The sequence below is a fragment of the Sphingobacterium lumbrici genome (assembly GCF_006476045.1).
GTDB classification, from domain to species: Bacteria; Bacteroidota; Bacteroidia; order Sphingobacteriales; family Sphingobacteriaceae; genus Sphingobacterium; species Sphingobacterium lumbrici.
On record NZ_SRZY01000001.1, the window covers coordinates 29,020 to 50,113 of the forward strand.

A 21,094-nucleotide genomic window follows, 5' to 3' on the forward strand; every position below is an offset into this window, starting at 1 on the left:
CTTCTAAAACTGTTCAAAGTATTCGACCCCATCGCCAAATACATCTATATTGCAAGTGCCGGCAGTTTCCCGCGCTATATCCAAGAGTATTCCGGATTTTATCATATACAACGCTGCATCCAAAAGCTCTTGCATAGGCTGATCTTCTTCTATATGGGGTATATGTTTTCGAATGTATTGATGAATCGCTTCAATTACTGGAGTAGATTGCAGTGGATAATGGTAATCTTTTGCTTGTGCTGCACATAATAATTCAATGCTCAATATTTTTTCCACATTATCGATAACCTGCAGTAACTTGCGACCCGAAATAGATCCCATACTTACATGATCCTCTTGTCCCATCGATGTAGGAATACTATCGGCACTTGAGGGAAAACACAAGCCTTTGTTTTCACTTGCTAGTGCTGCCGTAGTATATTGCAAGATCATAAAACCTGAATTAAGTCCTGTTGATTTCATCAACAGACGAGGCACACCATTTGTTTGACCTTCAAGTGATAGGTAAACCCGTCGATCTGAAACATTACCTAACTCCGAGACGGCCAATGTCGCATAATCTAGTGGCAATGCTATAGGTTGTCCGTGAAAATTCCCTCCACTGATTGTTAGTTCCCCATTAACTACAATTGGATTATCCGTCACCGCATTAATTTCAATTTCTATTATTTCCTTGAAATGCAACCATGCGTTTCTAGAAGCCCCATGTACTTGCGGTATACACCGTAGTGAATATGGATCTTGAACCCGTGTACAATTTTTGTGTGACGCTAATATGGCAGATCCGCTCAACAGATTATAGATTGTTGATGCTACATATTTGTTGCCTTTATACGGGCGCAATTCGTGCAATTCCGGATAGAATGGTTTTATTGAACCATTCAATCCCTCCAACATGAGTGTAGCAATCAAATCTGCATTATTCATTAATCTATTCATATCTGCGACCGCTCTTACCCCATGTGCTGCCATAAACTGTGTCCCATTGATGAGGGCAAGCCCTTCTTTCGCACCTAAAATTACAGGCTCTAAGCCAAACGACGCTAATGCCGACGATGCCTCGATCACCTCACCTCTACAGAAAACTTTTCCAAGACCAATCAATGGCAAAAAGAGATGCGACAAAGGTGCTAGATCACCCGAAGCTCCTACAGAACCTTGCTTAGGTACCACAGGAATCACATCCTGTTGAATATGCCAAATAATCCGTTCAATTGTACTCAACTGCACACCAGAAAACCCTTTCGCCAAAGCATGTACCTTCAAGATCAACATTAATTTGGAAAGTTCTTTGTCGATAGGCTCTCCAACTCCTACTGCATGACTCTTCAAAATATTTTCCTGTAACTTTCGCGTATCATGCACATCGATAAGCGTTGTGCATAACGGCCCGAATCCTGTATTGATCCCATATACAACTTTACCGGCATCAACAATCTCCTGTACGTAAGCAGCACTTTGATTTATTTTCTGTTTCGTTGTATCTGTCAATACACCTTGAATCTTGCCTTCTGCGATAGCTAGTGCCAAAGAGCTTGTCAAGCTATCTTTTCCGTATTTAAATGTATTCATCGTTTATACTGTTTATATCAAATTTACCTGCTATATTTGATAATAAATAATACCAATTTAATCAATAATTGATAACCATGAATTATCAAACAGAATTAAGACACCTGTTGTATTTTAAGACGCTGGCAGAAGAATTACATTTTCGGAAAGCAGCAGAAAGGTTATTCATTTCACAACCTGGGCTAACACGTCAAATAAAACAGCTGGAAGAAATCTATCACGTAAAATTATTCGATAGAGGGAAACGCTTTGTTCGACTCACCGAAGCCGGACAGTATATGAAGGCAGAAGTAGATACTATTCTGCAACAGATCCGACAGATGGAAGAACAGCTTGTAAAAATAGGGGAAGGTAAGCAAGCTTCATTGAGAATCGGTTTTATTGGTTCGGCAGTACAAGGAGTGTTACCAGAGATCTTACTAAAAATAAAACGGCTGTTTCCCTTAATGGAGATTACGTTGCAAGAATTATCTAATGAAATACAACTGGATCTATTATCCAAAAATGAGCTTGAGTTTGGTTTTGTCAGAATAAATAGCAAACCCAAAAATCTACAATTAAAACCCTTGCTGACAGAACACTTTAGCTTAGTACTTCCCAACAACCACCCTATTCAAAGCGACAATTTCACATCACTTGAAGTATTCAAAAATGAATCGTTCATTCTTTTTTCTAAAGATTATAGCTCGACGTATTACGAGCTGGTAATGAGCATATTTGAAGACCATAACTTTACACCAAACGTTGCTTTACGCTCGGTAAATGCATTGAGTATATTTAGCTTAGTGGCTCAGGGATTGGGGGTAGCTATTGTTCCCACCTCGCTAAAAAAAGGGTATGATATAGCTGTCAAATTTATTGAACTCGATTCCATTCCGCAACGCACTACACTGTCACTAGCTTGGAATGAAACGAATAGAAACATAGGAATGCCACCCTTTCTGGATGCATTGAAATAATGTTACACATCCTCATTACTGCTACTAAAAAGTACATCCCGCAAGGATCTACCTGCGGGATGTACTTTTTAGTTAGCTTGAACCTTATTTCTTATGCGCTACTTTTTCAACCACCACTATTTTATCCGGCGCTTGTTTCTCTTTTTGCTTCGCCAGTTGTGCCGTGTGATTTCCTAGAATCGGGGCAATAACTAACCCGACTAAACAAGTCAATTTAATTAAAATATTCATTGAGGGACCAGAAGTGTCTTTAAAAGGGTCTCCAACGGTATCTCCGGTCACTGCTGCCTTATGTGCTTCAGAACCTTTATAAGTCATTTCTCCATTTATTTCTACACCCGCTTCAAAAGATTTCTTTGCATTATCCCAAGCACCTCCGGCATTATTCTGAAAAATAGCCCATAGGACACCTGAAACCGCAACACCCGCCATATATGCACCTAAAGCTTCTGCCCCCATTACAAATCCTACGATTATAGGTGTAATAATTGTCAGAGCCCCTGGTAACATCATCTCACGCAGTGCCGCTTTGGTAGATATATCAACACACTTACCGTATTCTGGTTTTCCCGTCCCTTCCATTATTCCAGGGATTTCTCGGAATTGACGGCGAACTTCATTCACCATATCCATTGCCGCCTTACCGACTGATTGCATCGCCAGTGCTGAAAAAACAACGGGTATCATTCCGCCTATAAATAACGCCGCCAATACATCTGCTTTAAAAATGTTAATTCCGTCAATACCTGTAAAAGTCACATAGGCTGCGAATAACGCGAGTGCAGTTAAAGCCGCCGACGCTATAGCAAATCCCTTTCCTACTGCAGCGGTCGTATTACCGACAGAGTCCAGTATATCGGTACGCTGGCGAACTTCTTTCGGCAGTTCACTCATTTCAGCTATTCCGCCTGCATTATCAGCAATCGGCCCAAAAGCATCTATTGCTAACTGCATGGCTGTCGTTGCCATCATCGCAGAAGCCGCAATAGCTACACCATAGAAGCCCGCTAAGGAATAGGAGCCCCAAATCGCAAAGGCAAACAACAAAACAGATGAAAATGTTGACATCATTCCCGTAGCCAATCCAGCTATAATATTTGTCCCGGCTCCTGTAGAAGAATTTTGAACAATATTCAAAACAGGTTTTTTACCCAATCCTGTATAATATTCCGTGAAAGCTGAAATCAATCCGCCCACTGCCAATCCCACAAGAGTAGAGTAAAAAACATTCATCCGTGGAACATCTTTGTAGCCTTCACCGAAAAACTTCATTTGAATAGTTTCTGGCAACATATACGTTATGAGAAAAAAGCAAGCGATAACGGTTAAAAAAATAGCTACCCAGTTGCCCATATTTAATGCTTTTTGTACTTGGGCTTCTTTCGCATCATTGTTCGCTATTTTCACAAAAAATGTTCCAATGATGGACGCCAAAATTCCTACTCCTGCTATTACAATTGGCAAAAGGATAGGGCCCATACCTTGAAAAGCATCCGTATATACAGTACCTGTTGCCTCACTCATGTCTTTTATAATATAATTACCCAACACCATTGAAGCTAATACGGTAGCCACGTAGGATCCGAATAAATCAGCTCCCATTCCGGCCACGTCACCAACGTTGTCTCCAACATTGTCAGCGATGGTAGCAGGATTACGTGGATCGTCCTCCGGAATACCGGCTTCAACTTTACCTACCAGATCCGCCCCGACATCAGCGGCTTTGGTATATATACCTCCTCCAACACGTGCAAATAACGCGATAGACTCTGCTCCTAATGAAAACCCGGCAAGCGCCTCTAAAACAACGGTCATTTCACTATAAAAATTTCCGCCTTCGGTAATAAACATTTTTAAGAACAGTAAAAAGAAAATACTTAGTCCCAGTACAGCTAACCCGGCTACACCTAATCCCATTACAGTGCCTCCTGAAAAAGAAACCTTCAAAGCTTGTGGAAGACTAGTTCTCGCAGCCTGAGTCGTGCGCACGTTACTTTTGGTTGCGATCCGCATACCTATATTTCCGGCTAGCGCAGAAAAAAACGCTCCAAATACAAATGCTACAACAATGATCCAATGCGTAGAATCCACCAAAGTAGAAACAACAAAAAGTGCTATTGAAGCAATAGCTACAAAAATCAAAAGTATACGGTATTCCGCTTTTAAAAAGGCCAACGCCCCTTCTTGAATACTTTTGGAAATAGTTTGCATACGATCATCGCCAGCATCTTGCTTGCCGACCCAAGTCGCTTTCGTCATCATAAAAAGGAGCCCCAAAACAGCCAATACTGCGGGTAAGTAAATAATATAATTTTCCATATAATGTTTATTTGGTTATTAGTTAAAGCTATTAAAAATTCCGGGAGAAATAAAATGCTTTAACAAATTCTTTTTGGGTATTTTTTTACCTGCCCCTTTCTTCCAACCCAATAATACTTCTCCTCGTCAACCCTTACTTCACCTTCATCGATAAGTTCTCTAAGGATTTTGATCTTATCATTTTCTCTTCCGACAGAAATACTATCGATCAGTTCGTGTAGAACCAATGCGTTGTCTAAAAGTAATATCCTAATTTCCTGACGAATTTTGGCAGCTTGTCCTTCCCTGTGTTTTCGTACCAAGCACAAATCGCATTCACCACATGCCTCTGCGTCCTCTTCGCCAAAATAGTCTAATAAAGCTTTACTTCGACAATCTTTTGTATCCAAATAATGATAAATTGCTTTCAGCTGATCTTCTTTAATTTGCTTTCGCTCCCGAATAAAATCCATGTCGATATAGAGGTTCTTATAGTCTACCCGACTTTGTAAAAACTGGAGCTGAGGTTTATCCGTACTTTTAATGTACGAGCTTATCTGCTGTTTTTCCATGCCCGACAGCAATTCTACAATAACATCAAACGGAAGCCTTAGTTTTTTAGCAAACTCAAATTCATTAATAGGTACATACAAATCAAAGACGCCTCCATATGTTCGTAAAATAATTTTAATCAGCGAATCGTATCTAGCAGATTGCACTTGAAACTTATATAGCTCTTGGTAATCTACTTCAAATTTAAAACGAGAAGGGATATATACAGCTTCAGAAAGTGCTAACCATCCATCCCTTTCCAAAAATTTCAGTGCACTGATTGTCTGTAGTAAGTCAACTTCATATTTTTTACAAAAGTCAACAACATCGAAATCAAAAGTTGCGCCACTCCCTGCCCCATACGCAATCTGATAATAATTCCCTAAACAATGATATACCTTTTGAATGAAAGAGACGGCAGGGAAGCTAGATTCTAACATCGTCCACAGTCGATCCCTATCATCTTGTTGATAGAGCATGACCGGAAACGCTTTTTTATTATCCCGACCTGCGCGACCTGCCTCCTGATAATACGCCTCCAACGAATCCGGAATATCCAAATGAATTACAAAACGCACATCGGATTTGTCAATTCCCATCCCAAACGCATTGGTTGCAACAATTACACGAATCTTATTTGACATCCATGCATTTTGCTTTTGCTCTCTGTCTTTCATGGCTAAACCTGCATGGTAATAATCTGCCGGTACACCATGATTGACTAATACACGCGCTACTTCCTGCGTTTCGCGTCTATTTCGCACATACACAACTCCACTTCCCCCCATTTTTTTGATGATTCGCAACATGCGTCCCATTTTATCCTCTTCCTCAAATACCATATATCCCAGATTAGTCCGCGCAAAACTTTTGCTCAATACATTGGGTACTTTAAAATGAAGCTGCTTTTGTATATCTTCTATTACACGGGATGTCGCTGTTGCTGTGAGTGCCAAAACAGGGACACCGGGATGTAATTCGCGTAGTTTATTTAATTGTAAATAGGACGGTCTGAAATCATAGCCCCATTGCGAAATACAATGAGCTTCATCTATTGCAAACAGATTGACTTTCATATACCTAATTCGCTCCCTTACTAATTCGGAATATAGGCGTTCGGGTGCTATATAAAGAAATTTTATCTTACCAAAGACACAATTATCCAACGCAATATCGACCTCGCGATAAGACATTCCTGAAAAAATGGCAAGAGCTTCGATTCCTCTTGCACGTAAGTGTTCGACTTGATCTTTCATCAAGGCAATTAAAGGACTGATAACGATACAAATCCCCTCCTTTATCATCGCGGGAACTTGAAAGCAAACAGACTTTCCTCCACCTGTAGGCATTAGAGCTAACGTATCTCTTCCCTGTAAAACGGAATGAACAATATCTTCCTGCAGCGGTCTGAACTCGTCAAACCCCCAATATTGCTTTAGTACCGAAAGACTATTCTGCTCCATACGCTAATGCTCCTCCCAAACATAAGCAAAATTATTTTTTAAGAAATAGTACGGACGGTTATTTTCACCTAGTTGAGATTTTATTTTAGACAGTGTTTTGTCGGAATTACTTCCATCAAAAAGAAAAAACGAAGGGTGTACCCGCGATGCTATTTCCGATATCAAGTTATAATTATTCTTACGCCATAAGACCACATCAATATCTTCCCAATCACTGTCGTGTAACTTTCCCTCCAGCACTAAAATTTTTTTATTGGCTATAGACAACATATAAATAGGGTGTTGACCAGAAGGAATGGTATAGAATTGTATATCTTCTTCCTGACTGTATTGCCGGAGATGAGGCAATACACTATACCTAAGTGTAGGATGATGAAGGGAGTCCAAACTGGAAAACAAAACAACGGTACCCTTATGTATGGAAGCTACTGCTATAGCGGAGCGCAGATTGTAAATTGTAATTCCCCTGTAGTTCATTTTTTCTATGACCTGAAGAGCAACCAAGATAGACAAGATAAAGAAAGTCAACCCGGCGACCTTCAATGCCTGCTTATTTCTATAGTTGAGTGCATAAATCAGAAAAGCCAAATTTAAAAAAGCAAGTAGAATCTGTAGTAGATTCCAGCTTATCCCCTTTATAACCGACACAGGCAAGCGATCTAACCATTTTAAGCCCTCTAATGAGAAAGTAATAATATGTTCCAACATCGCTCCCAAATAAATGTTTACCACATCAAAAGGCATCATAGACAAGCCCAAACCCACATACATAATAATTGTACTTGGCAAAGCAATAAAAAGATTACCCAGCAAAAAATAAGTAGGAAACTGCCCAAAATAATACAGCACAGCCGGCACGGTAAATAATTGAGCTGCAAAGGAGACATAGCTATATTCTACTACCCAATTTAGGTATCTGGAGCTGGGCGTATAGAGGCTTTTTAATATCGGATATAAAATTAAAATACCCACTATCGCCAGGTAAGAAAGTTGAAACCCGATATCAAATAAATACTTAGGCTCAAAGAGCAGAATAAAAAATGCAGAAGCAGCCAGTGTATTCAAGGCATTTTGTTTTCGTCCTGTCCAGATGGAAAACAGAAAGAACGTAATCATGATTCCTGCCCGCAAAATTGGAGGCGCCATGCCCGTAAGAATCACATAGGCCCATACACATAACAAAATTATACTGCAGCGTATCGCCCGTCCAAAGGGAAATCGGTCAATCCAACCTAAACAAAAAGTCAACAAACCAAACACCAACCCTACATGTAATCCCGAAACACTCAACACATGAATCGTTCCCGTATTGGTAAATGCCTCCAATGTTGTCGCGTCTAGTTGCGATCGAGATCCAAAAATCAGTGCAATAGCTACATTATAAGCTTCATCATTTTTAATAAACACGCTAAACTTGGAGACTAACTTCTCCCTCAATCCTAGTGCAAATGAAATGATGCTATTTCCGGAGTTCTTACCTAAAATCACATAATCGTCTTTCTGTAGTAGTGATTGATGCCAAATATTCCGATTTTGCAGATACGTTTTATAATCAAACTCTTCCGGATTATACGATGGAGCAATAGTACTGAGGGTACTTGGAATGACAATATGATCTCCATATTTGAACACCTGATCCTTTGAAGAATCACGTAATACTGTTACCATTATCTTACCTTCAGCTTCCAAATAGTTTCCTTTTTCTACAACATTTTTAACCGCTAAAGGGAAACGAATTGTTTTCTGTTTTATGACGGGTTCATCGGCAATAACACCTTCCAGCTGTGAACTTGCGTACCAACTGAAGTGCGTTTGTTTCAAATTCGGAAGCTCACTTACAACCTGCCAGATGCCTATCAAAAACGAAAAACAATAGAACATCAAAACATACATGTTTTTAAAAACTTTTGGCCTTCGAAAGAAAAAGGCAGTAACAAAACAGATGGCAGTGAGAATCAGGATTGCACACAAAACAGCATATCGTGTAGTATTCCACGAAATTATTTGGCTAACAGCAATTCCAATACCGTAAGGTATCACGATCCTCAAAAAGGGCATTTTCTGGATCGAGAAATCTAAAATACCTCGCTTTACCATTGCCATCTGACTTGAACTTTAAAATCCGATTTTTGATTGCCTTCTATGAGATCTAATCCTGAACCTACTGTTTCTCGATCTGTATATTTAGTCAAGGCGTACCTACCCCATATATCCAAATCCTTCGTCATCCGCCATCTGAGGTTTAGATAAGTACGAATACCTTTACCATAATACATCGGAAAACTAGAGGCATACAGAACATCATTTTCATAGGCATAAATTCGGGAATTATATGACGCTGTGTGGAAATAGGCGAATCTCATATTGGCATTTAACCTATTGCTCCACCCTCTCCACAATACATCTTGATATACTATCCAACCTGAACTTTTTTCATCTCTCTCTTTTTCATATAAGGCTACCTCTGCCCTTGTTCGCACCGTCCATCTCTGATTTAATTTATATTGAAATTCGGCTCGTATTTGATTACGAATTATATCCGCTAACAGGCTCTCATTGCGATCAGCTAAATTTAAATTTTCTTGTTTGAGCCGATGCCGATATCGAAGCAAAACTTTACCTTTTTTATACCAGTTATATGTTACCTGACTTAAAAAATCGGTACCACTGCTAGGTGCATCTACACGAAAGCGCAACCAGGGGAATCGAAAAACATCAACATAGTTTACCCATTCTATTGCACGGGATGGATGATAAATAATTCCTCCGTATAATCCTTCTTCATTACCCACTTGCGACGCTTCGCTCAAAGATTGAGCAAAGAAATGATGGTAGTTACGTTGATAGTTCCTATAATTTACAATCGTTGACACTTTAGGGTGAAGACTAGCAATAATCCCGTTATTTGTCGCAAATCCACCCCCAAAACTATACGCCGTTTCTCCATACATGTACATATTTCTATAGGTATAATGATAGTGTACACCTGTTTGATCCAAGCTTTTTCCTTCAAAATCAAATTGCTCACGCATGGTATTTCCCGCAGTCACCTGACCATTGAACGAAGTATGTAGGTAAGTGACTCCCGCTTTAAATCGTTTAAAATGGTAAGTGACATTCATGCCGGCAACAAACTGCTTGATAGCATCTCTATAAGCAAGCTCAGTAGGAGTGCGATGTAAGCCGCTATAATTTATTGTAGTAATAAATTTGTCGGCTCCGTTTTCGATTAAATTACCCGAAAGTGAATGGTAAGAAACAAAAGGTGTTATTTCGAAGTCACTAACCACCAACTTAGCTGAAATACCCCGCTGAAAATTGCTTTCATTCATTGCAGAATAGGGTTTCAGTCCCACACCCTGACGTGCTGCACTTCCTATCCAAGTACCTTTTCCAAAACTCAGTCCATTCCAGGCCACTAATCCCTGTCCGAACTGCAATCCATAATCTCCTACTACGACTTGTTTGATATTCCTGCTAATATCATTCAACACAATATGCCCTGAATAAAAGTCGAATCCATATTTTTGCTTTTCTTTGAAAAACGGCTCTCCGGCATCCTTTTCCATATTCAATGCTACCCGTATTTTATTTTCGAAATTCATTCTATATCGAACTGCGTAGCGATCAGGGTTTCCGAAATAGCGAGAACGCGAAGAATCTTGAATCAAATACCCTGCTTGACTTTCAATAACCCGTCCATAACGCATCATAAGCGTATGCTCACTGGCATCTATTAGCTTATGAAATGAAAATTCATCCAGTGAAGTCACGTCTCTAACCGTGACAAACGGCTGTATACGTTGGATAGTCTGCAAATCGAAGCCAGAAATTCCCTGTAACTCACGAATAGAAATAAAATTTCCCGATATGTTGCGATGTACTAATAGATTTTCTATTTGTTGAGGGGAAAGGAAGATCAGATGATCTAAATCAGCTCGATCTGCTTTATTAAGATCTAGAGGATGCCGCATATAATAAGCTAGTTTTTCCGTAAATTCGCTCAAATCGTCATTTTCACCCAATTCCTCATTCAGTTGCTCGATCAGCAACTCCTCTATTTCTATCTCTTCTTGCTGTGCAAATGACTGAAACGAAATACTCAATAGCACAAGACAATAAACGAGCTTTTTAAAAACCATACGCCATTGTAATTTGAGGAGATGTACCTAGTTTCGGATGAAAAGAAGAAGCAATGTCTATTTGAATTTTGTTTAAAATCAATCCAAGTCCTGCAAGATAATGCAGTGGATTCGACGCCGCTCCCCCTCTTATTTTAAATCTACGATCGAAAGCGTATTCAAGCCCTCCTCTATAATTCATTTTACTTCGAAAATCATAGTATATGTCCGAAGCCAGACTTAAATGATCGGACACCACATAATTCAATCCTAAACCAATCTCACGGGATATCTGTTGGTCAACATCTTCCTTATATTTGGAAGAAGATATATTTCGAACTAAGGCGCCGATTACCAAATGCGGAAATACATTCACTTGAAGTCCCAAATCGACAGAAAACGTTTGATCATTTCCATAGTTCTTAATATAAAACTGATGATAGTTTAATCCTACAGCAGAAAAAATTTGCTTTCCAAATTGTCGCGCATAAATGCCCCGGACGGTCGATAAAGTCGAAACTCCTGCTATTCCATAGCTATTAACTCCCACCCCTACGCCACCTAAAGATTTAATAGGGATATTCAGGTATGCTGCTCGAGACTGTATCTCAGAAGAAAGAAAATGCTGCTGATAAGCGAGGGCTACATTGGTGTTTGTTAACCCCGCAATACCGGCAGGATTAAGACCTATACTGTATACAGATTGGCGTGCCAACCCGGTATTTCCCATACCTAAATAGGGCGCTGCATTAAATGGTTGTGCTTTTAGTTCAATTGATATTAGTAGTAATAAAATTACTCTTACAAACATAATTTAAGGAATAGGTCAACTTAAATTTATTAAAATAATTCAATTATTTTAAACGTAATTGAAAAAACAAATAAAAAATAACACATAAAACACTGAATGACAACAAAATAAAAAAAGCCAGATGAAAAAACATCTGGCCTCCTACATTGTCATTAATGGTTATTATTAAATATCGATTTTGGCGTAACGTGCATTTTTCTCAATAAATTCGCGCCGCGGTGCTACCTCGTCTCCCATCAACATAGAGAATACGCGATCGCATTCTGCAGCATTATCAATAGTAACCTGGCGAAGTGTTCTATGCTCCGGATTCATCGTAGTATCCCACAATTGCTCCGCGTTCATTTCTCCAAGACCTTTGTAACGTTGCACATGCACGCTATCTTCTTTACCATTACCTTTGATACGCTGTATAGCAGCCAAGCGTTGATCTTCGGTCCAGGCATATTCGGAGTCTTTTCCTTTCTTAACTAAATAAAGAGGAGGAGTCGCAATATATACATATCCGCGTTCAATAAGTTCACGCATATACCTGAAATAAAATGTCAAAATTAAAGTTGCAATATGACTACCATCAACATCGGCATCGGTCATGATTATAATCCGGTGATAACGAAGCTTTGCGATATTCAATGCTTTAGGATCTTCCTCGGTACCAACAGATACACCTAATGCTGTAAACATATTTTTGATCTCTTCATTCTCATAGATCTTATGTTCCATTGCTTTTTCCACATTCAGAATCTTACCTCTAAGTGGCATAATAGCCTGATAATGACGATCACGACCTTGTTTTGCTGTCCCTCCTGCCGAATCACCCTCGACAAAGAAAATTTCACATTTTGCCGGATCATTGCTCGAACAGTCGGCTAGCTTACCAGGTAAGCCTGAGCCTCCCATTACCGTCTTACGCTGAACCATTTCACGTGCCTTACGTGCCGCAGCCCGAGCTTGAGCAGCTACAATTACCTTTTGAACGATAATCTTAGCCTCTCGCGGATTTTCTTCTAAGTAAGCACTTAAAATTTCACCCACAGCTATATCAACCGCACCCATCACTTCGGAGTTACCTAACTTGGTTTTCGTCTGACCTTCAAACTGAGGTTCGGCTACTTTCACAGAAATAACAGCAGTAAGGCCTTCTCTAAAGTCGTCTCCGGTTATTTCAATTTTAAGATTTTTTAAAAGTCCTGAATCGTCGGCATACTTCTTCAACGTACGTGTCAATCCGCGGCGGAAACCTGCTACATGCGACCCTCCTTCAATAGTATTGATATTATTTACATACGAATGAACATTCTCTGTATAGGTATCATTATACTGAAGAGAAAGCTCAACAGGAATCCCCTGTTTTATACCTTCTACGTAAATTGGAGTCGGAATAAGTGAGGTACGATTACCATCTAAAAATTTAACAAATTCCTGCAGACCACCCTGAGAATAAAAAACATCCTTTTTCTCCGTACCGTCCTCGTTCAACTCTCTCTCATCTACAAGTGTTAGTGTTATCCCCTTATTTAAGAACGACAACTCCCGTAAACGATTAGCTAATGTATCGTAATTATATACTGTTGTTTGGGTAAATATTTCCGCATCCGGTTTAAAGGTTACAATAGTGCCTCTTTTTTCAGAAACACCAACTTCTTTAACATCGTACATGGGCTTACCGCGCTCGTACTCCTGACTATAGACCTTACCGTCCCGGTGTACCTCGGCCTTCAAATGAATAGACAATGCGTTCACACAAGAGACACCTACACCGTGCAGACCTCCGGATACTTTATACGTATCCTTATCAAATTTACCCCCTGCGTGCAATACCGTCATCACCAACTCCAATGCCGACTTATTTTCCTTTTTATTTATTCCAGTAGGAATACCCCGTCCATTATCCTTTACAGAAATGGAGTTGCCCTCATGGATAGTAACCAAGATATCATCACAATAACCTGCAACAGCCTCATCTATAGAGTTGTCAACCACTTCATAGACCAAGTGGTGCAAACCTTTTACGCCAGTATCACCAATATACATGGAGGGGCGCTTACGTACTGCCTCTAAACCTTCTAATACCTGAATATTATCGGCAGAATACGCAGATGCATTCTTCTTTTCTTCGCTCATGGAATTAATTTAAAATCAGAATTTTTTAACTCCCAAAAATACAAAAAATAAGGGACATAATCAAGTTTTCAAAATCTTAAAATACGTTAATAAAACTATATTTTTTTGAGTTTTAGGCACAGAAAAATGATTTTTTAATTTTTTTATAGTAGGTTTGCTATTCAAACTGAAAATCAACATTAGAATGAATAAACTACTATCAAATTTCGCAAAAGTAACACTAGGATTAACAATTGTAGCTTCCGTTGCATCTTGTAATCAAGGCACAAAACAAACGTCAACAAAAACAAACGATTCAACTACAGTTGGCGTTCAACAAATTGATGAGAAAATCGTATATATAAATTCAGATTCACTATCAGAGAAATATGACTATTTTAAAGATATTCGGGCAAAACTGGAATCTAAAGTAAAAAAGGCTCAGTCAGATCTACAATCTAAGGGACAAGCTTTCCAAAGAGAAGTCGCAGAATATCAACAAAAAGCGAATACTATGAGCGCCTCAGAACGTCAGGCTACAGAAGAAAAATTAGCACGCAAACAAGACGAACTAGGCCGACTAGACCAAAACGCATCTAGTGCTATCGCTCAGGATGAGGCTACGGAATTCAATAACGTGTACAATTCGATTACAGAATATTTAAAAAGACATGCCGAAGAAAATGGCTACACATTGGTTCTGACGTATTCAAAATCAAACCCAACGGTACTTTTTGCCGACTCTAAACTAGAAATAACCAATGAGGTTATTGAGGCGTTAAACAAAGAATACAAAACTAAAAAACCTACGGAGAAAAAATAAAACAACAATAAAATAAAAAAAGGCGATTCTCTTTGATGAAGAATCGCCTTTTTTTGGCCTATTTGTTAATATGACGCTTTGTCATTAAACCATGATTCAACAGAAAAGATTGGCTTTAACGTTTGGGCGTAGATGCCACAAATTCCTTTAAATAATAGGGTTCAAAATAAACCAAGTTCTCCACATCATTCGCACAGAACCGCTTCCAGGCCATCGCACTCATATAAACCGAAGAATGTTGGAATTCTGAAATAATATTTACCTGTGGATTCGCTTCAAACAAATCTTTAAATTTATTAGCTCCCGAGCCAAACAAGAAAACTTCATTTCCCTCAAATTCCGCAAAAGATAGTTCATCTATTATCTTAGCCTGTGTAGGCAGAACCTGTTTGCCATCTACATTAAATGCCATAGTATAAACTTCCATACGCCTTGCATCTATCATTGGGAAATACAACGAATCCGGATTCACATTAACATCTTTAACAAATCCGCTATACATGCTCTCTAATGTATTGATTCCGATCAAAGGAACATCCAGCGCATAACACAATCCTTTTGCTGTAGATACGCCTATACGTAACCCTGTATATGATCCTGGACCCATACTCACTGCGACGGCGGAAATATCAGAAAATCGAAGATTATTACGAGACAATATTTGTTCTATGTAGCCAGTTAGTAGAGATGCATGCATATTAGGTTCACTACTTTGAATATAATCCAAAGCTACACCCTCTATGCTAATCGAAACCGAACAAACCTCGGTAGCTGTATCTATTTGAATAATGTAATGCTTCAATTTTATAAAATTATTAAGGAATTGGATCATGTCCGTGACCTCCCCAAGGGTTACAACGCGCAATACGTTTGATAGTAAGCCATCCGCCCTTAAAAGGACCGTATTTCAGAATGGCTTCTTTTCCGTACTGCGAACAAGTGGGTGTATACCGACAGCTTGCTCCCAAAAAAGGAGAAATAAATAGCTGATAAAAACGGATTATCAATAGAAAAAACCACTGTATAACCTTATTAACGAGCTTCAGAGTGTCCTTGAGAAATTCCATCTACTATTTTGACTAAAGCAATCTGCATTTTTGAAAACATAATCTGAGATGATAATTCTTCATTTGCTACATATTGTATTGCCAACAATAAATTTAAAGAATTCTCGGACATTACCGGGAGTAAAGTAGTGTTTTTTTGCAAACGATAACATTCACGCATTTTACGCTTTATTCTATTTCGAGAAACCGCATGCTTAAATCGACGTTTTGGCACCGATAATATAATCTGCGTATGGGAAGCCAGAGGCAGTTCTGTTTTTAGGAAAACAACTCGAAAAGGATATACAACAAAAGAAGAACCACTATGAAAAAGACTATCAATAAGTCTTTTACTACATAATCGTTCTTCTTTTTTAAAAGTATTTTTTATCATTTCGATGACTATTTTTGGCCGATAGGCACGGTTAAAGTCACCGGCACGTTGATAAAGAATGCCTATTATCTTTTGTGACGAGATTCGTCAGAAACACTAAGACGTTTTCTGCCTTTAGCTCTACGAGAAGCCAATACTCTTCTTCCGTTAGCTGAGCTCATACGCTCTCTAAATCCGTGTTTATTTCTTCTTTTTCTTTGCGAAGGCTGAAATGTTCTTTTCATGACGCTTAATATGCTTTTTTAATAATTACTACCAATATTACCCTCTAACAGGAATGCAAAAGTAGTGTTTATTTTAGAAACTAACAAATAATAAAAGCAAAAAAGCGAACAATAAATCACCTATGCTTTCCAGATATTATTCAGAGCTCTATTTACTCTTTAATAAATCCCTTATCTCAGCTAACAACACCTCTTCATTAGACGGCGCTGGCGCAACCTCCGGAGCAGCAACTTCCTTCCGCTTTAAAGAATTTAATCCTTTAATGGCTAAAAATATACAGAAGGCTATAATTAAGAATTGTATAATTACATTGAGAAAATTACCATAACTAATGGAGACTTCCGTAGTACCTGCGGCTTCGTTAGCCTCTTTCATCACGTATTTCAGACCACCAAAATCCACACCTCCGGTTAAATAGCCAATAGGAGGCATAATGATATCATCTACCAGGGAAGTGACAATCTTACCGAATGCACCGCCTATAACTACACCGACCGCCAAATCAATGACACTGCCTCGCATAGCAAACTCTTTAAATTCTTTTAAGAAGCCCATAATAAATTAACATTAAATTTTTTACTTTTACAAAAATAGTCAATAATATTACATTATATAAGTTAATTGCATCTTTGATCTGAGATGATATCTACACCTCGTTTGATCAATATTTAAAATTACTTCTTTTGCATGAAAAAAATACTCATTGCTGATGACCACAGTATTGTCAGATTAGGCGCTTCTATTATTATTAGCGAAGCACTTAAGGATGTATCTATTACGCAGGCAGAAACTTACCCGGAAGTATATAAACAATTAAGATTTCAGCATTTCGACTTAATTCTTTTGGATATTAATATGCCGGGAGGTAATAATATTAAAGTAATTAAAGAAATATTGGAAATTCAACCTGATCTTAAGATTTTAGTGTTTTCATCTTACGATGAAAACCTATACGCACTAAGATATATCGAGGCTGGGGCAGCAGGATATGTAAATAAGACCACTGCTATGAATGAATTAAGCCATGCAATACGACACATCCAAGAGCGAGGCACATACATGTCAGAAGCTGTAAAAGATTTGTACGTAAAGAAACTTACATCCCGTAAATCAAGTATAGATGCTAACAATCCGCTGAACAAACTATCGAACCGCGAAATGGATGTTGCGAAGCATTTAATCGATGGGCACGGCATTTTAGAGGTTTCCAATGTATTGAACCTGAGTTCCTCGACAGTAAGCACCTATAAAAGCAGGATTTTTGAAAAACTGGCAGTAAATAACATTCCGGAACTTATAGAATTATTTAAATTACATTCGGACGAAAAATAGCCTTCACCTTTAACAAACTGCTTCATAGCCAGCTTATTACATCACAAAGCCTAATAGCCATCATCGCTCCGTAGGCAAGCTGCATTGCCATTGGCAAACACTTTTAATAATACATATCGCGCGAAAACTAAGCAAAAAAAAATACGGCTAACAGGTTAGCCGTATCTTATATTTAAGAGGATATCTTAATCCACATTGTCATGTAAAAAAGAATTATTAGATCTAATTTCTGTTTCGCCCTCGTCAAAAGACAATGTAAAGCGTGAAACCTGAGATTCAGACGAATGTGGTAAATTATCTAAAGGCTTCTGTTTTCTTTTGTACGCAGGCTCATTTTCCAATTCTTGAAGACCATTTGATGATTTAAGCTTCATACTCAACTCTTTAAGACGCAATATGCGCTCTTTGGTTTTCATCAGTTGATCTTCGAAATTTGCCCCCTCTTTTTCCTCAACCTCCACAAACTGATTTCGAACCGGAGATTCCACAATCTGCTGAACATCTTCAGTTATTTCTTCATTGATATTTTCATACGTATCAAATACAGTTGGCAATTTGAACTCAAACATCGAAGGAGAAGTTTTCAATTCATAACCACCAAGATCCTGCTCTTTTTCTTCTTCAGTCGTATTATGTGCTTCCAGCGTATGACGGATCACCTGCGCTTCAGGTTGAATAACAGTGTTAGCGAGTGTATTTACGGGCTTAGCGGGCGACGAGAACAAGTCCCCTTGAGGCATCACGTTCGACTCGTTAGTGAGCACTTGGCTGTGAACCGGCTTTATTAAATTTTCCAAAGGAGTACTTACTTCTCTGGCAGCAAATTGATTCTGTCCAACAGGCTTTACAAATGAAGTAGATGCCTCGGGTGTCAAGGGAAGAGCAATTTTCTCCTTTTCCTTCTCCTTAATACGCTCTTCGGCGGTTTGGAATCCGGTAGCTATAATAGTTACAGACAATTCATCTTCATAGGATTCATCAATACAGTTACCCCATATTAAATCCGCTGTTAACCCGGCTTTTTCCTGAATATAATCCGTAATAACGGCCACTTCGTCCATAGTCACTTCTTTATTACCTGAAGTGATATTTAACAAAATATAGCGAGCTCCTTCTATTTCATTATCTTTCAGCAAAGGAGAGGCTAAAGCGCCTGTAACAGCTTCAATAGCTCGGTTATCTCCTTTTGAAGTATGATTACCCATGATAGCGACACCACTATCATTCATAACCGTACGAACATCCTTAAAATCGACATTTACATAACCGGGAATAGTTATAATTTCCGCGATACCTTTAGCTGCAGTAGTCAATATATCATCAGCTTTTGCAAATGCCGCGGTCATTGTTAAATTACCAAATATTTCTCGAAGACGATCATTTGAAATAACAAGATAAGAATCTACATATTTACGCAGTTCACTTAAACCCTCTTCTGCCTGCGAACGACGTTTTTTCCCTTCAAAAGTAAACGGAGTGGTAATGATAGCTACAGTCAGGATTCCCATTTCTTTAGCTGCTTTAGCTAAAACAGGACTGGCCCCTGTACCTGTACCACCTCCCATACCGGCTGTAATAAATAGCATTTTGGTACTGGTACCGAGCATTCTTTTGATATCCTCTATACTTTCGATAGCAGAATTTTCACCTACATCCGGATCAGCACCTGCACCCATTCCTTCTGTTAGACTAGTTCCCAATTGTACTTTGTTAGGAATTGGGCTTAATTCTAATGCCTGCGCATCCGTATTACACACAATAAAGTCCACTCCACTAATTCCTTGCTTGTACATGTGATTAACGGCATTCCCTCCGCCACCACCTACGCCTATAACTTTAATTATAGACGACTGTTCCTTTAACATTTCAAATTGTATCGACATAAAATATCCTATTTTTATGAATTGCTAAGCTCGCAGTCACCCTAGAACTCATCAATTCGAATGTAATAATACCAAAATCTTAACAACAGTTTTCCACAATTGTTAAAATGTGGAAAAAACCAATTGATGTTGAAAATTATTTTTTTCCAATAAACGAATCATCATCAATTCCCGAATCATCCTTGATGAAATCAGAGATGATTCTATTAAACCAACTTTCCTTTTTATTAGTCGTTTGTGCAATTTCTTTCACCTTTGTTTTATCAGGACTTTTACCCACCACTTCTTGTTGCGTTGCCTCATCCTCTTCTACCGTCTGAATACCTTTAATCAGCAAGCCAATACTTGTGGCATACATCGGACTTTTCATCTCATCAAAAGATTGCTTGTTCAGCATATCCGTTTTAGCCAAGTACTCATTGGGATATCCGATACGGCAATCGATTCCTGTAATATACTCTACCAACTGAACCAAATGTTTCAACTGTGCGCCACCTCCTGTAATAACAATACCAGCAATTAGTTTATCTTCATAACCTGAAGACTTAATTTCATAATAAACATGCTCTATGATTTCCTCCATTCTAGCTTGAATGATGAATGCAAGGTTTTTAACAGAGATTTCTTTAGCATCACGCCCACGAATACCGGGTACACAGATCACCTCATTATCTTTGTTTTCATCAGCTAACGCTGAACCGTAACGCACCTTTAATTGTTCCGCTTGATTACGTAAGACAGCACATCCTTGACGTATATCCTCGGTAACAATATTTCCTCCCAATGGAATAACAGCAGTATGACGAATAATCCCTTCGTGAAAAATAGCCACATCCGTAGTACCTCCACCAATATCAACAAGAACTACTCCAGCCATTTTTTCTTCCTCATCCAATACAGCTTCAGATGATGCCAGAGGCTCCAATACCAAAGAAGAAACTTCTAGGTCAGAATTATCTACACACTTTTTAATGTTTTTGATATCCGTAACTCGACCTGAAATGATATGAAAATTAGCTTCCATACGACGTCCGGCCATACCTATTGGCTCCTTAATCCCCGGCTCATTATCAATTGTAAACTCTTGCGGAAGGACATGAATAATCTCTTCTCCCGGAGGAAGAACAAGCTTGTACATATCCGAAATCAGACGTTCTACATCTATACGGCCGATTTCATCATCATCATCTTTCATCAAAATCCCGCGATGTTGAATACTTTTGATGTGTTGGCCGGCAATGCCGACATTGACCACTTTAATATCCACATTAGATTGCTCCTCAGCAGTCGCTACGGCTTCACGGATGCTTCCAACAGTTTTTTGAATATTAGCTACTACTCCACGGTTTACACCCGCAGACTCGGCTTTACCTACACCCAAAAGTTCAATTTTGTTTGTTCCACTACGACGCCCCACCGTCACGCAGATTTTCGTAGTACCGATATCTAATCCAACAATAATTGGATTTTCTTTTTCATTTGCTGTAATTCTTGGTTTCATATGCTGTATAT

General features: G+C 38.8%; 17 protein-coding genes. 3 read left to right on the plus strand and 14 right to left on the minus strand.

Going from position 1 to position 21,094, the window contains the following annotated elements; all coding sequences use genetic code 11:
• Window positions 1-3: 3 nt before the first annotated feature.
• Window positions 4-1,572 (minus strand): histidine ammonia-lyase, encoded by a 1,569-nt coding sequence (gene hutH / locus E4F24_RS00140; protein ID WP_140936578.1) that lies wholly within the window; start codon window positions 1,570-1,572, stop codon window positions 4-6.
• Between the two features lie 77 nt (window positions 1,573-1,649).
• On the opposite strand from hutH, the gene E4F24_RS00145 reads away from it, so the two are divergent.
• Window positions 1,650-2,531, plus strand: coding sequence for a LysR family transcriptional regulator (locus E4F24_RS00145; RefSeq protein WP_140936579.1), 882 nt, complete (start codon window positions 1,650-1,652; stop codon window positions 2,529-2,531).
• Window positions 2,532-2,615: 84 nt separating this feature from the next.
• Here E4F24_RS00145 and E4F24_RS00150 read toward each other — a convergent pair whose 3' ends face one another.
• From E4F24_RS00150 to gyrB, 6 genes are all read right to left on the minus strand, one after another.
• Window positions 2,616-4,850, minus strand: a complete 2,235-nt coding sequence (locus E4F24_RS00150; RefSeq protein WP_140936580.1) for a sodium-translocating pyrophosphatase — start codon at window positions 4,848-4,850, stop codon at window positions 2,616-2,618.
• A gap of 59 nt (window positions 4,851-4,909) precedes the next feature.
• Window positions 4,910-6,844 carry a RecQ family ATP-dependent DNA helicase gene (locus tag E4F24_RS00155; RefSeq protein ID WP_140936581.1) on the minus strand — a complete coding sequence of 645 codons (1,935 nt, stop codon included), beginning with the start codon at window positions 6,842-6,844 and terminating at the stop codon, window positions 4,910-4,912.
• A 3-nt stretch (window positions 6,845-6,847) separates the two neighbouring features.
• Entirely contained in the window at window positions 6,848-8,947 is a 2,100-nt protein-coding gene (locus E4F24_RS00160) for a ComEC/Rec2 family competence protein (protein WP_140936582.1), read from the minus strand.
• Window positions 8,935-10,986 (minus strand): helix-hairpin-helix domain-containing protein, encoded by a 2,052-nt coding sequence (locus E4F24_RS00165; RefSeq protein WP_140936583.1) that lies wholly within the window; start codon window positions 10,984-10,986, stop codon window positions 8,935-8,937. The genes E4F24_RS00160 and E4F24_RS00165 overlap by 13 nt, the downstream gene beginning before the upstream one ends.
• Window positions 10,976-11,776, minus strand: a complete 801-nt coding sequence (locus E4F24_RS00170; RefSeq protein WP_140936584.1) for a DNA-binding protein — start codon at window positions 11,774-11,776, stop codon at window positions 10,976-10,978. The genes E4F24_RS00165 and E4F24_RS00170 overlap by 11 nt, the downstream gene beginning before the upstream one ends.
• Before the next feature lie 165 nt (window positions 11,777-11,941).
• Window positions 11,942-13,900, minus strand: a complete 1,959-nt coding sequence (gene gyrB / locus E4F24_RS00175; RefSeq protein WP_140936585.1) for a DNA topoisomerase (ATP-hydrolyzing) subunit B — start codon at window positions 13,898-13,900, stop codon at window positions 11,942-11,944.
• A 184-nt stretch (window positions 13,901-14,084) separates the two neighbouring features.
• On the opposite strand from gyrB, the gene E4F24_RS00180 reads away from it, so the two are divergent.
• Complete coding sequence (locus E4F24_RS00180) at window positions 14,085-14,702, plus strand: OmpH/Skp family outer membrane protein (protein ID WP_140936586.1); 618 nt, start codon at window positions 14,085-14,087, stop codon at window positions 14,700-14,702.
• 115 nt (window positions 14,703-14,817) lie between these two features.
• On the opposite strand, the gene tsaB is transcribed toward E4F24_RS00180, so the two are convergent.
• The 5 genes from tsaB to mscL form a co-directional block, all read right to left on the minus strand.
• On the minus strand, window positions 14,818-15,504 hold the full coding sequence (gene tsaB / locus E4F24_RS00185; protein WP_235891115.1) for a tRNA (adenosine(37)-N6)-threonylcarbamoyltransferase complex dimerization subunit type 1 TsaB: 687 nt from the start codon (window positions 15,502-15,504) through the stop codon (window positions 14,818-14,820).
• A 13-nt stretch (window positions 15,505-15,517) separates the two neighbouring features.
• Window positions 15,518-15,769 carry a membrane protein insertion efficiency factor YidD gene (gene yidD, locus E4F24_RS00190; protein ID WP_140936588.1) on the minus strand — a complete coding sequence of 84 codons (252 nt, stop codon included), beginning with the start codon at window positions 15,767-15,769 and terminating at the stop codon, window positions 15,518-15,520.
• Window positions 15,735-16,142, minus strand: a complete 408-nt coding sequence (locus tag E4F24_RS00195; RefSeq protein ID WP_140936589.1) for a ribonuclease P protein component — start codon at window positions 16,140-16,142, stop codon at window positions 15,735-15,737. The genes yidD and E4F24_RS00195 overlap by 35 nt, the downstream gene beginning before the upstream one ends.
• Before the next feature lie 65 nt (window positions 16,143-16,207).
• Complete coding sequence (gene rpmH, locus E4F24_RS00200) at window positions 16,208-16,366, minus strand: 50S ribosomal protein L34 (protein WP_136823072.1); 159 nt, start codon at window positions 16,364-16,366, stop codon at window positions 16,208-16,210.
• A gap of 148 nt (window positions 16,367-16,514) precedes the next feature.
• Window positions 16,515-16,922, minus strand: a complete 408-nt coding sequence (gene mscL, locus E4F24_RS00205) for a large-conductance mechanosensitive channel protein MscL (RefSeq protein ID WP_140936590.1) — start codon at window positions 16,920-16,922, stop codon at window positions 16,515-16,517.
• Between the two features lie 132 nt (window positions 16,923-17,054).
• Between mscL and E4F24_RS00210 the strand changes: the two genes are divergently transcribed.
• Window positions 17,055-17,699 (plus strand): response regulator transcription factor, encoded by a 645-nt coding sequence (locus E4F24_RS00210; RefSeq protein WP_140936591.1) that lies wholly within the window; start codon window positions 17,055-17,057, stop codon window positions 17,697-17,699.
• 185 nt (window positions 17,700-17,884) lie between these two features.
• Here E4F24_RS00210 and ftsZ read toward each other — a convergent pair whose 3' ends face one another.
• Window positions 17,885-19,582 (minus strand): cell division protein FtsZ, encoded by a 1,698-nt coding sequence (gene ftsZ / locus E4F24_RS00215; protein WP_140936592.1) that lies wholly within the window; start codon window positions 19,580-19,582, stop codon window positions 17,885-17,887.
• A gap of 136 nt (window positions 19,583-19,718) precedes the next feature.
• On the minus strand, window positions 19,719-21,083 hold the full coding sequence (ftsA, locus tag E4F24_RS00220) for a cell division protein FtsA (protein ID WP_140936593.1): 1,365 nt from the start codon (window positions 21,081-21,083) through the stop codon (window positions 19,719-19,721).
• Between the last annotated feature and the right edge of the window lie 11 nt (window positions 21,084-21,094).